The 12444-nt window shown below is 42.5% G+C and carries 10 protein-coding genes; 4 read left to right on the top strand and 6 right to left on the bottom strand.

Annotation, left to right across the window (positions count from 1 at the left end; all coding sequences use genetic code 11):
* Positions 1–254: 254 nt before the first annotated feature.
* Both RM544_RS06095 and RM544_RS06090 read left to right on the top strand, forming a co-directional pair.
* On the top strand, positions 255–1307 hold the full coding sequence (locus RM544_RS06095; protein ID WP_311360883.1) for a hypothetical protein: 1053 nt from the start codon (positions 255–257) through the stop codon (positions 1305–1307).
* A 129-nt stretch (positions 1308–1436) separates the two neighbouring features.
* The gene (locus RM544_RS06090) at positions 1437–2219 is read left to right on the top strand and encodes a hypothetical protein (protein WP_311360882.1); all 783 of its coding nucleotides are present in this window, start codon (positions 1437–1439) and stop codon (positions 2217–2219) included.
* A 24-nt stretch (positions 2220–2243) separates the two neighbouring features.
* Here the strand turns inward: RM544_RS06090 and RM544_RS06085 are convergent, their stop codons facing one another.
* Positions 2244–3935 (bottom strand): serine hydrolase, encoded by a 1692-nt coding sequence (locus tag RM544_RS06085; protein ID WP_311360881.1) that lies wholly within the window; start codon positions 3933–3935, stop codon positions 2244–2246.
* A 491-nt stretch (positions 3936–4426) separates the two neighbouring features.
* On the opposite strand from RM544_RS06085, the gene RM544_RS06080 reads away from it, so the two are divergent.
* Both RM544_RS06080 and RM544_RS06075 read left to right on the top strand, forming a co-directional pair.
* The gene (locus RM544_RS06080) at positions 4427–5896 is read left to right on the top strand and encodes a sensor domain-containing diguanylate cyclase (protein WP_311360880.1); all 1470 of its coding nucleotides are present in this window, start codon (positions 4427–4429) and stop codon (positions 5894–5896) included.
* A 231-nt stretch (positions 5897–6127) separates the two neighbouring features.
* Entirely contained in the window at positions 6128–6826 is a 699-nt protein-coding gene (locus RM544_RS06075) for a hypothetical protein (protein WP_311360879.1), read from the top strand.
* A 210-nt stretch (positions 6827–7036) separates the two neighbouring features.
* Here RM544_RS06075 and RM544_RS06070 read toward each other — a convergent pair whose 3' ends face one another.
* From RM544_RS06070 to recG, 5 genes are all read right to left on the bottom strand, one after another.
* Positions 7037–8260, bottom strand: a complete 1224-nt coding sequence (locus RM544_RS06070) for a BaiN/RdsA family NAD(P)/FAD-dependent oxidoreductase (RefSeq protein WP_311360878.1) — start codon at positions 8258–8260, stop codon at positions 7037–7039.
* A 4-nt stretch (positions 8261–8264) separates the two neighbouring features.
* Complete coding sequence (locus RM544_RS06065; RefSeq protein ID WP_311360877.1) at positions 8265–8672, bottom strand: methyltransferase family protein; 408 nt, start codon at positions 8670–8672, stop codon at positions 8265–8267.
* A 66-nt stretch (positions 8673–8738) separates the two neighbouring features.
* On the bottom strand, positions 8739–9212 hold the full coding sequence (locus RM544_RS06060) for a peroxiredoxin (RefSeq protein WP_311360876.1): 474 nt from the start codon (positions 9210–9212) through the stop codon (positions 8739–8741).
* Positions 9213–9343: 131 nt separating this feature from the next.
* Positions 9344–10252: a class I SAM-dependent methyltransferase gene (locus tag RM544_RS06055; protein WP_311360875.1), complete on the bottom strand. Its 909-nt coding sequence runs from the start codon at positions 10250–10252 to the stop codon at positions 9344–9346.
* Positions 10239–12314, bottom strand: a complete 2076-nt coding sequence (gene recG, locus RM544_RS06050; protein WP_311360874.1) for an ATP-dependent DNA helicase RecG — start codon at positions 12312–12314, stop codon at positions 10239–10241. Before recG ends, RM544_RS06055 begins: the two co-directional genes overlap by 14 nt.
* Positions 12315–12444 lie beyond the last annotated feature (130 nt).

The raw sequence follows: 12444 nt of genomic DNA, 5'->3' as shown, positions 1-12444 counted from the left end.
ATTCCTTAAATATATGATTTTAGTTTTAGTAAACGTTGATATTAGGGGGATGCATTAAATAGGCCACGCTATAACCTTATGATTTCATGAAACATATTTTTTACAAAAAAATAACATGTAAGAAATATTGACATATACCAAGCAATCTATTCCTTAATAGCATTCCTTTGCCTATACTGATATTAAACCAAACCAATACGCTCGTAGTACAAAGTATTACTAACTGTGCGTTACCTTAAATAAGGATGTTAAAGGTGTTTAATTTCAAAACGAAAGGTTTACTCAACTGCGTCGCCACTATGATGCTGTGCATGTTGTTATCCTCCAAGTCAGCGCTTGCCGAAAAGGACTCAAACATCTGGGTTATTTTTGACGCTTCTTCTTCAATGGGAGTTTCTCAAACAGTCATTGCTGACATGCTGAAGGAATTAGAGCAGCAACTACAGGACAATAGCAGCTTAACTGATGCAGCAAAGTTAATATCATTTCGCGACGTTATTATTGATGAAAAAAAGGGAAGCTTAAGCCAGATAAGAACAAACCTAGCTGAAACCAAATTGATTTCATCAACGGAAGATGTCTTGTCTGCCCTTCAATTGATCGCCAGCACACCTGAACTTAACGAAGCTATAGTACTCATTTTTTCCGATGGCAAAAATGACCTCTTAGAAAATGCTGATACCGCTAAACTCATGCAGAATTTGAAAAATAGACGCTCCGAGTTTCATGCTTTTATTCCCTTCCCTGCTTGGTGTAATAGAAGCCTTGCATTGGCCGTTGATCGCGACCATATGGTCCTAAACCCAGATTCGAGTATGCAAAAGTGTGACACCTTACGTTTTCTGAAGGGTAAGCGTTACGGCGAAAAGCCTGAAGAGCGCAAACTCGCAACATTAGCATTTGAAACGGGAGGTATGGTGTGGCCAATCTTAAACTTCACGATGACAGGAATAGAAAGTGAGATAATGCCTAAAGATTTTGTGGAAACCACAGCGACGAAACTGGCAGATATCATCGAAGGAAAAGGAGCCAAGTCGCTCTTTGCAACAGTCAAATATGACGATGAGGCTTACTTAGGACAAACTGTATTTTTTGAGGTGACGTCCAGCTACAGCATTGAGGGTATCGGTGATGTGACTAACTGGCAATGGGATTATGATGGTGACGGCGAGGTAGATGATGTAGGTACTTTCGTGCAAACATCGTTTAGCGAGGCGGGTGACAATTATATTTCTCTGATCATTTCAAATAGTGACATTCCAGCTGTTTCTCGTACGCTCAGACTTCATGTTCAGGTGAGCGAATAAGTAATCAGTCATGGTTCAATTCAACTTTAGTTTGCCAGTAACGTCCCAGCACCCTCGCTGAACTTCTACTGGCGTTCTCTGTCCTAAGCTAGACATCAACCGACTCTTTCACCCTATTGGTGCTGTTTAGTGCTCTATACCTTACGCTTTGTCTTATTATCGATACTGCTCCATGGATTGGTTATTTATGCCTTGTTCCAAGGATTCACGCCATACGAAAATGACAAACAAGAACTAAAATCGATAAAAAGCTATTTGATCATTGAGGCTCCAAAACTCGAAGCAGAGGCATCGGCCAAAACAGAGCCAATTCAATTGCAGGAAGCCCCTAGTCAAAAAGAAAAGCTCTCTGTAGAGAAGCCACCTGAGCCCACTCCTCCTGCCGAAGAGATCATAAAAAGTGAACTTACAACTCACAAAGAGGAAGTAAGATCACAGCCAGAAGTAAGTAAAGTCACTGGAAGTAAAGAGGAAGTCAATACAATCGATATTTCACCAGCACTCGATACAGACAATATGGACTCTCAATCGAGTAGCTTAAAAGGTGTTTCTAGCTACATACAAAACTTGCATCAAGTAGAAGTGGAAAGATTATCAGAAGGTGCCCTAAGACAATATAAAGAACCTAAGGCGATTGGTGACCCAGCATCAGAACCCAATATAAACAAAGAGCTAAGGCAGTCGAGTACTTCTTATGCACCAAAAGAAGCTAACATTATTGTGCTATCTGAATTTGGGCCAAATGAGAAAACGATAGTGATGGATGGGAAATGCTTAAAGGTAACCACCACAGAACTGGATGATCCATTTTGGAAGGGCCCAAAACTCTGGACCTCAAGTAACGGATGTGGGAAGTACGACAAATTCAATGGCCAACTGCAAAAGTCGCTCGATAAATACTTAAAGAAATAGACGCCGTGATTTCCCTATCGATGTTTAGTTCGATGTCTTCTTTTGCGCTGGTATTTCTTGCCCACCTTGATACAAGATCATAGATGTATATGCTCCATTTTCATTTGCAATGAACTCAAGCTCTGCATCTACTACCTTCAAGAAAAATCGACTTTTTGTCATAGGGTAGATTTGGAATTTTTGTTGTCCGGTTGCTTGCGACATTAATTTATCGTCTTCAAGCGTGATAGAGATATCAAAGCCAGGTTGTAACTCAAATACTCCAACAAATTGCATCAGCGTTGCGCTACCTAGCGTAATTTCAGTTTTTACCGGAACAGGCTTGTCAGTTTTTATACCAACAGATTCGCTAGCTCGACTTTTGAATAAGACTTCTGTTTTGCCATCTTCTTGCGTAAATCGTAAATTTGAAAAGCTACCTTCAAAATAAAACATGCCATCTGCTGTTGGATGCAATAAGAATTTCGTTCCGCCTTCTCGTTGTGAGTATAGCGAGCCATCGTGCATGGTAATAAACCTAGTAGCACCATCGTCAAAATCATAGACGCCTACTAAACTCGCTAACTCATCAGTATCTACAGATACGTCATCAGAGAACTCAGGATAGGGCTTATCAATAGCAATAGCCGCCATCTTCGTCGAAACAAACCCCGGGCCATTAAAATCAGTGTTTGATAGTACCGCTACAAATACATTTTCTTCAGGCAAGTAAATACTATTCGTGACATAACCAAAAATGCCACCGCCATGCTCCTTCGTTGAACTACCATTTATTTCACTTAGAAACCATCCATAACCATACCCAACCTTTTCACCGTTATTAAGTTCATAATTAGTGAAGGCTTTCTCAGTCGACGCTTGATTAATTAACTGGTTGCTTCTAATTGCCTGATTCCACTTGAATAAATCATGTACTGTAGACATTAAAGAACCTGCAGCATAAGGCTGCGACATGCTTAGATATTCCGCATTAATAATTTTATCGGTTTGCTGATATCCACTTGCTCGGTTTGGAATAATAGTCTGAGCGCTGCCATAGTAAGAAGAAGTCATGCCCACAGGCTCAAATATTTCTTTATGAATATAATCTTGATACGTCAGGCCAGAAGCTTTTTCGATGACATAACCCAAAATAAAATAAGCGGAATTGTTATATAAAAATTGCTCGCCAGGCTCAAAATCCATTGGCTCATCTTTAAAAATGTTTATGAGTTCTAGCGGTGAAAGATCTTGTCGCCACAATTTAGTCCAGCTTTCCATTGAAGTGTAACTCTTGATACCTGAGGTATGAGTAAGCAAATGGTGGAGTGTAATCGTATGACCCTTGGTCGGGTAATGAGGTAAAAACTTGGTAATCTCATCATCTAAACTCAGTTTTCCCTCTTCAACTAACATCAAAATTGCAACGGCAGTAAATTGTTTAGTAATGGAACCTATTTCGAATACCATCTCAGGCTTGATAGGCACATTCAATTCGATGTTCGCTAGCCCAAACCCTTTTTCATAAACTACTTCGCCGTCGATCGCCACAAGTGCCGCAGCGCCTGGTTGGTCAGACTGATATTGTTCACTTAATAATGCATCAAACTTTATTGAAAGAGACGTCGATGCACTAACATCACCTCCAGCTTCACTTTCATTTGTTAGTCCAGTTGCATTACATGAAAAAAGTAAGCTAACGATACTTATACACAGCAATAACTTTAAGATATTCATAGTATTCCCTGCGTGAGTTCCCTTAGGAGTGCTTTCCTTGTTTAGTCAAAAATACATCAATTTGGACGTTTTGCAACCAATAATGCTTGGCCTTTTTGTGAGATGTATTGAAATATCAGAGGGCATGTCAAACAAAGTAAGGCCGTAAAAAGCGCCATGGCCGATGGGTTGATTCATTGTCCAATCGAACATTACTTGCCGAAACGAAGACTGATCTGATGACACGTTGGCGCAATAACGGTTTGCGTGCTATTCATACTATGCGTTCGCAGCAAACACGTAAAAAAGTGTAGAAATTATGACCATAAGAATAGTAAGCTAATGAAATGAAATAGATGTGGCGTCATTTCGAAATGAATCTATCGAGTTGTCACCTTAGGCTTGCGCTCCTCACAATAAGTGTTAGCTGCATGGAATCATCTATATGCATCCGGTCAAAAATCAGAACGGAAAAGCAGAAAATCAGGTAGATATTGATATTGGAAGCGTATTTGATTAACACAAGTTATAAAGAACTGTTGGCGCCATTGCCAGTTAGTTTGCTTTGTAAAAACATGGAAAATGGCGAAGTCTATGCTAACCCAGCTTGTTTGAGTATGTTTGGGGCCGAGCGGCAAGCTGATACTTTCGGCAATAGTTTGGTTTTTTACGATGTACAATCTCGTCAACCATTAACGGCTGAACAGCATCCCTTTTCGCTTTGCAATGGGCAAGATACACTTCATTTAGAAGTCAGAGTGAAAAGCAATTTCAAGAACCTGAATTGTCGTATTGAAGGCAAGAAAGTGACTTTTGACGGACAACCGTGGGTTGTACTTCATGTACATAGCCTTCAAGACAATGATATTACTGGTACACAGACGACTTACTCGTCAATGGCCAATCACTTAGCCTTTAGTCGCTTACTGTCAGGCATTTCTTCTCAACTGATTAATGTAAAGACAGAACATCTGGACGAGTTAATTGAGAAAAGCCTTGGTGCGTTTGGTGAATTTTGTGGTGTTGATAGATGCTATTTGTTTCAGTTTTCTGATGACAAGACAAGCATGAACAATACCCATGAATGGGTTGCGCCCGGTGTTCTCCCATATAAAGATGATTTACAGAATGTTAGCTCGAACGACTTACCTTATTTTGATAATACTATCAAAACCAAGAATGTATTTAAGATCGATAACGTCGATGATTTGCCTGATGAAGCCGCGCTAGAAAAAGAAGAGTTTAAGCGAGAGCGAATTAAGTCGGTGTTATGTGTTGCTGTACATATCAACGATAAACTATTTGGCTTTATTGGTTGCGATATTATTGGTAGCCCTTATTCATGGCGAGAGCATGATGTTCGTTATTTAAAGTTAATAGGTGAAATGCTTAGTAATACGCTGGAAAGTGTGACGAATAGAGTATCTTTACAACAGGTGACCACTGCGCTAGAAAAAGCCAACGAGCAATTAGCCCATCAGGCGAACTTTGATGGCCTCACAGGTATCGCCAACCGTCGACAGTTCGATAAAAGCTTGGAAAAAGCGCTCAAACGTGGCACCAGAGATGGGAAATATATCAGCCTATTAATGGTAGACGTTGATCATTTTAAACATTTTAATGATAGTTTTGGTCACAGTGCGGGAGATGTAGCTTTACAGAAAGTTGCCAAGGCTCTTGATAGCTGTTGCAAACGAACTGACGATTTAGCAGCCAGATATGGCGGCGAAGAATTTTGCATAATACTGCCAAATACCAATCAAGAACAATCATTAAGTGTGGCCCAAGAGGTAATGCGAGCGATGGCGGCCTTGAATATTAGTTTTGAGCCATCTCTTGGTGAAGGCATTTTGTCGGTTAGTATTGGTAAAGCGACACAAAAATGTGATGCCTCAATCACCAATGCCCAACTAATAGATTTGGCTGATAAAGCACTTTATCGAGCGAAAAAGGATGGCCGCAACTGTATAGCTAGCGCCTAAGGAATCATATTCTCAGGTATATAGGTCTGTCTAGTCGCACATAGCGGACAGCCGCCTTTTTGGATTTCACGATATTACGCTTATTTTCAATCAGCGGTAAAATACTGCAACAGCAGAGATTAAAAAAATTTAACATACATCAACTGAGCTTTCCAGAAAGAACTAACCTATAATTATGTCAAGAGAAGAGCAAAACTCTTTTGTGCTCATGTAAACAATAAAGACATTAAAATGAAAAACAACTCAGCTTTGCTATTGGTTTTAGCTATATTTACTATCTTATTTAACAATGGGATGGCGCAAGCAAGCGATATCGGCTTCACCCACATCGAGGGAGGAATTATCGGTGGCTTTGTCAACGACATAGAGACGTCCGAAGTGATCATGGGTAGTGATCCTTTAGACTTAGAGAGTGATGCCGATGGTGGTGGATTTGTTAGTGGTGCATGGCAGTTTAGTAATCAAATGCATCTATTTGGTGAGTATGCTTCTCTCGGCCAAGAACTGGAAATCCGCACCGACATCAATACTGCTGCAGGTGAGTATGATGTGGTGCGCTGGCGTCTTGGAGTTGGTTATCAATACAATGTCTCGGAAACGTTGGCTTATTATGCTCGTCTGAGCCTTGACCAGCTAGAGTTAAAGGATGCGAACGTTGAAGGTTTCAATCTTGATATCGACGCTGAAGATAGCGGCGTCGGGTCTGAGATTGGTGTGATCTGGGCAGCAGCTCCAACATTTCATCTTCAGGGTCATGCTCGCTATACCGCAGTTGGGGACGTAGCCACTAGTGGTTCTGACCCCTTTGAAACAGATGTTCTTATAGGTGTTAACGGACGTTGGAGTTTCCTTCCCAATATGGCACTGATAACAGGCTACGAATTTGGGAAAATCACAACGTTTAACATAGGCATGCGTATTGCTTTTTAATTGCCAAGCAAGACCGTCCTGAAAAATTTGGTGCCGCTATCAATTCAGGTGTTATTGTAGGTTAGGTATCGAGTAGTGATAGCTTAATTATCAATTTGCGAATGACTGCACTTGGACGGCATTGACGTCTAAATAAGGTTTACTAAAGGCAAATCACTTACTGTGCAAGCTTAGAGGGAAGTGTGCAAACTATATCATCATTGCACACTATCAAACCACCTGCCCTGCAACCCAGCCGCTAGACCATGCCCATTGAAAGTTGTAACCACCTAACCAACCGGTAACATCAAGTACTTCACCGATGAAGAATAAGCCTTCTTGATTCTTCACTTCCATCGTTTTTGAAGAGACATAATCCGTATTGACGCCGCCTAGAGTTACTTCGGCAGTGCGGTAGCCTTCGGTACCATTAGGTTTTATTTGCCACTGACTAAAGGCCTCGGCCGCAGATTGAAGCTCTTTGGGGTTATACTGTTTTAGTGGCTTATTGGCGACGTTAAAGTATGGTAGTGCCGCCTGAACGAAACGTTTGGAATAATGTTTTGCTAGCGCGGTTGATAGATGTGCATCTGGTGTTTGGCTTTGCTGCTCGATTAAATCTTGATGTAAATCTCCATTCGGAAACAAATCAAACTCTACTGCTTGACCTGGCTCCCAATAGCTCGAAATTTGAAGCACAGCAGGGCCGCTCAAGCCACGATGAGTGAACAAAATATTCTCATTAAAATTCATATCGTTGCATTGCGCATTGGCATCTACAGAAATGCCACTTAATTCGCCAATAACTTGCTTGTCTTGTTCATGCAGAGTGAAAGGCACCAGCGCCGCTTTGGTTGGAATGATAGGAATATTAAACTGCTCTGCTACTCGGTAACCAAATGGCGTTGCGCCAAGCTTTGGCATACTTAAACCACCAGTGGCGATCACCAAAGATTCACATGCAAATTCACCTTGGCTAGTATTAACTAAATAACGCATCGACTGGCCTATAGGCTTCCCTGAGCTATCACTCTCTACGCCTCTTAAGCTCTTCACATCGAGGATTTCAGTGCGATTCTTAATGCTTACATTGGCTTTTTTGCACTCAGCCAAAAGCATATCTACGATGTCTTTTGCAGTATCATCACAAAAAAGCTGGCCCAGTGTTTTTTCATGATATTTAATGCCGTATTCGTTCACCAATGAAATAAAGTCCCATTGGGTATATTGGCTCAAAGCTGACTTGCAAAAATGAGGGTTCTCGCAAATAAAGTTCTCGTGCGAAGCATACATGTTGGTGAAGTTACAGCGTCCACCGCCGCTCATTAATATTTTACCGCCCAAGCGCTTGGCATGGTCGAATACAATTGCCGAGCGTCCGCGCTTACCCGCTTCAGTTGCACAAAAAAGCCCGGCAGCGCCCGCTCCAATTACAATAACATCAGTTTTGATCACAGGTTTAAATCCACCGTCTCACTTTTTGCATATACTCGGCGTAAGGTTCGCCAAAAATTTTCAACAACGCGCGCTCTTCGGGCGCAATTTGAAAACGCGTAATAAACAAAATGTAGGCGATTAACCAAGCCAAGTTTAGAACAGAGTCAAATCGCATACCTACAGAAATAATACCTAGTGCCATCGCGACATACATTGGATTTCTCGTAAACTGGAAAATACCGTCAGTAACCAAGTTGGAAGCTTTATCGATATTCACCGGATCGACAGTAGTGCTGGCTTTTTTAAAGGTAAGTAGACCCATTACGCCAATAACAATCGCCATAGCGAACAGCATCCGAGAGACCATCATTGTGCTGTCGCCAAGTACTAAAGAGTAAGGCAATATATCAGGCGTGTAATAGCACGCCACACAAGCAACCAGAAAGACGATTGCGGGTGGAATTTTAAGTTCTAAATTGATGGGATAACCTTTATCTTACAGTTGTTTCAGAATAGTTTCGGCGTCACTGACTTCAAATTGACCTGGCTCTTCTACATTCAACACACTCACTACACCATCGTCTACAATCATGCTGTAGCGAATAGAACGAACACCACCAAAGGCATCTGTGTCCATGTCTAAACCAATCGATTGAGTAAACGCACCATTTCCATCGGCTAGCATGGTTAATTCACTGGCGTTGTGAGATTTTCCCCATGCATCCATTACAAAGGCATCATTCACTGAAATGCAAATGATTTCATCTACACCCTTCGCTTTAATTTTATCAGCTAGTGTAACAAAACCGGGTAAATGGGCAGCTGAACACGTAGGTGTAAACGCACCTGGAACGGCAAACACGACCACTTTTTTGTCACTGAATAGGGTGCCAGTATTAGGGTTTTTCATTTCGCCATTTTGTAACACACTAAATACTGCTTCTGGTAAAGTACCGCCGACTTCAATCATGGGATCTCCGTTTTTTATTGTGAACACAACTCCCGCCAAACTGGCTTGAGTCTTATAATAGTTTGAACTGCTTAATTTACAGGTTTCACTAACGCACATGCTACGTGCTGAAGGTGCAAAAGTGTAACCTATCAGTGCTGAATATACACATCAAATCTATGTTTCTTAGAGGTAATCTCAGTATCCGGCTTACGGCCACTTTGCAAGGCTATAGGCTCTGCATAACTGGGTCTTTTGACGACAACGCGACTACCGGCATGCTTGAGCGCCAGTTCTAGAAGTTCAGTGCTATCCATATCGGCGCCTAACAATTGCTGAAAAGCGCGCATTTCCTTTTTCACCAGTGCCGATTTCTTTTTATGTGGGAACATTGGATCAAGGTAAATCACATCTGCTAGGGCTTTCTCGGCGCCTGATGTATGCTTTGCAATGTAATCGTAAGCATCCGATTTGACTAGACTCAAGCGTTCCGCAAGCTCTGGAATATCTTGTGCTCGTTTAAGGGCATCTTCCAGTAAAGCGGCGATCACTGGGCTCCGTTCAAGCATCGTCACTTCAGCACCAACCGAAGCCATCACAAAGCTATCGTTTCCCATACCTGCAGTACAATCGATTACCGACAATGATGTTTTACCTTTAATTCCTATCGCTTTGGCTATTGCTTCATTGCGCCCGCCGCCATGAAGCTTGCGGTAGTTTAGTGCGGCAGATGCAAAATCAACACGAATATCTCCCCAGCTAGGTTCGTTACTCAAGCGCAAGGACAAACCCTCAGCGGTATAGACTAACTGCCATAGGGCATCTGCTGAAAGAAATGGCGTCGTCGTTGTTCTTTTATCTCGCTTCGCGCCCTTTTTAGGAGATGTGGCTCTTGTTACAGCAGCTTGAGTCACTATTGGAAAACCGGTTTCAGTCGATAAGGCTTTTGCGTCCTCACTTGGCTCGATTCGGTCTTTGTCTTCAACAAGAATAACTATTCCTATACCTTTATTTTTATCATTTTGAGGCGCCTCTGAAGTACTTTCCTTACGCATTTCCATACTCTTCTTTGTACGCTAACCAACGGTTGATCAAGGCTTGGGAATTACTTGGATATTCTCGCCACACGTAATCTGCCATATTTTTCACATCTGGTATCAGCGCCGCGTCACGTATTAGATCAGCTATTTTAAGGTCGGCAATACCCGTTTGTTTTGTCCCTAAAAGCTCACCGGGCCCGCGAATTTCTAAATCTTTTTCGGCAATATAGAAGCCATCGTGAGATTCTCGCAATACGCCTAGTCGTTTACTGGCTGTTTTTGACAAAGGGCTGGAATACATCAAAACACAATGACTTTCGACAGAGCCTCGACCCACTCTACCTCGCAATTGATGCAGTTGGGCCAAACCCAAACGCTCTGGGTTTTCAATAATCATTAAACTTGCGTTGGGCACGTCAACACCCACTTCGATGACAGTAGTTGCGACCAAGAGGTCGAGTTCGCCTTGTTTAAACTCATCCATAATCGCTTGTTTTTCGGCTGACTTCAGCCGCCCGTGCACTAAACCAACTTTAAGTTCAGGTAGGGCTGTTCGGAGCGCTATTGCCGCATCTTCTGCAGCCTGACATTGCAGCACTTCTGATTCATCTATTAAGGTACAGACCCAGTACGTTTGGCGTTTATTATCAATAGCAGCTTGTCTTACCCGTTCAATCACATCACCGCGACGAGTGTCGGGCAATACCACGGTGGTCACCGGTGTTCTACCCGGTGGCAGTTCATCAATGATAGATGTATCAAGATCAGCATATGCCGTCATGGCTAAAGTTCTTGGAATGGGCGTTGCGGTCATGATCAACTGGTGGGGATACTTACCCAACACTTCACCTTTCTTGCGCAAAGCGAGGCGCTGATGAACGCCAAAACGATGTTGCTCATCCACAATCACTAGCGCCAAGTTTTTATAATCTACTTGTTCCTGGAAAATAGCATGAGTACCTACGAGAATATCAATATCACCTGTTGCTAGTTTCTCTAAAGTTTCAGTTCGGGCTTTGCCTTTTAGCTTACCGGCCAACCATCCTACTCTAATACCCAATGGTGTGAGCCAATCACTAAAGTTATTCGCGTGCTGTTCAGCGAGCAGCTCGGTAGGTGCCATTAAGGCCACTTGATAGCCTGCGCTAATAGTCGATAAGGCACTCAATGCTGCAACCAAGGTTTTTCCAGAGCCAACATCACCTTGAACTAAGCGCATCATGGGTTGTGACTCTTGTAAGTTTTGTTCTATTTCTTCAACCACACGCGACTGCGCTCCGGTAGGTTGAAACGGTAGTGTCGATAAGAATTTTTGCTTAAGGGCTTCGTCAATTGGAATAGCTATGCCCGGATCGGCTTTAGACTGCGAGCGAACTTTCAACATACTGAGATGATGGGCGAGTAGCTCTTCTATTACTAAGCGCTTTTGTGCTGGATGTCGCCCCTCATCAAGATCTTCAATAATAACGTCGGCTGGCGGACGATGAACCAGATGCAATGCCTCGGTCAATGACACTTGATTCTCATACAAACCTTTAGGTAATAATTCGACTAGCGCACCCTTATCTAACTGTTTGAGTGCTTGTTCAGTCAGGCTACGTAGAGTGAGTTGTTTAACGCCTTCAGTAGTCGGATATACTGGTGTTAGTGAGTCCTCGAGTGCCGCATCCTCATTTTCATCAATGAGCTTGTATTCAGGGTGCATCATTTCGAGTTGACTCTTGCCAGTACGAACCTCTCCGAACGCTCTGATGGTTGTGCCGATGGCGAGTGACTTGGTTTGTGCAGCGGAAAAATGAAAGAAGCGAAGCGTAATTGAAGCGGTTCCGTCACTTACTTTCACTAGCAGCATTCGTCGACGTCCGTACTGAATGTCAGCAGACATGATTTCGCCTTGAATAGAGACGTGTAGATAAGCATGCAAATCAGCAATAGGATAAATGCGAGTGCGATCTTCATAGCGTGCTGGAAGGTGAAAAATGACATCCTGTAAGGTAACAAGATTCAACTTTTTCAGCTTTTCTGCAACCTTTGCTCCAACCCCTTTTAAGGTCGTAACCGGCGTGTCAGCCAGTGACTTCATATGCGACGTTTCTTTTAGTCCGTGTTTGTACCCTAAACTTTACCAGACCGTCGCCAATATGCTAGCTGTTCAATGATTCAGGTTGAGAAAACTTAGCTCAACGCGTAATATCAAAATCCACTGCAGGCAT

The organism is Brumicola blandensis, assembly GCF_031846165.1.
Classification (GTDB): Bacteria; Pseudomonadota; Gammaproteobacteria; order Enterobacterales; family Alteromonadaceae; genus Glaciecola; species Glaciecola blandensis.
This window is presented reverse-complemented; position numbering and strand designations above follow the sequence as displayed.

Excerpts from the sequence above, each read along its gene's own strand:
- RM544_RS06085 (WP_311360881.1), bottom strand. The coding sequence starts at position 3,935 with ATGAATATCTTAAAGTTATTGCTGTGTATAAGTATCGTTAGCTTACTT.
- RM544_RS06075 (WP_311360879.1), top strand. The coding sequence starts at position 6,128 with ATGAAAAACAACTCAGCTTTGCTATTGGTTTTAGCTATATTTACTATC.
- RM544_RS06060 (WP_311360876.1), bottom strand. The coding sequence starts at position 9,212 with ATGATTGAAGTCGGCGGTACTTTACCAGAAGCAGTATTTAGTGTGTTA.
- RM544_RS06055 (WP_311360875.1), bottom strand. The coding sequence starts at position 10,252 with ATGGAAATGCGTAAGGAAAGTACTTCAGAGGCGCCTCAAAATGATAAA.
- recG (WP_311360874.1), bottom strand. The coding sequence starts at position 12,314 with ATGAAGTCACTGGCTGACACGCCGGTTACGACCTTAAAAGGGGTTGGA.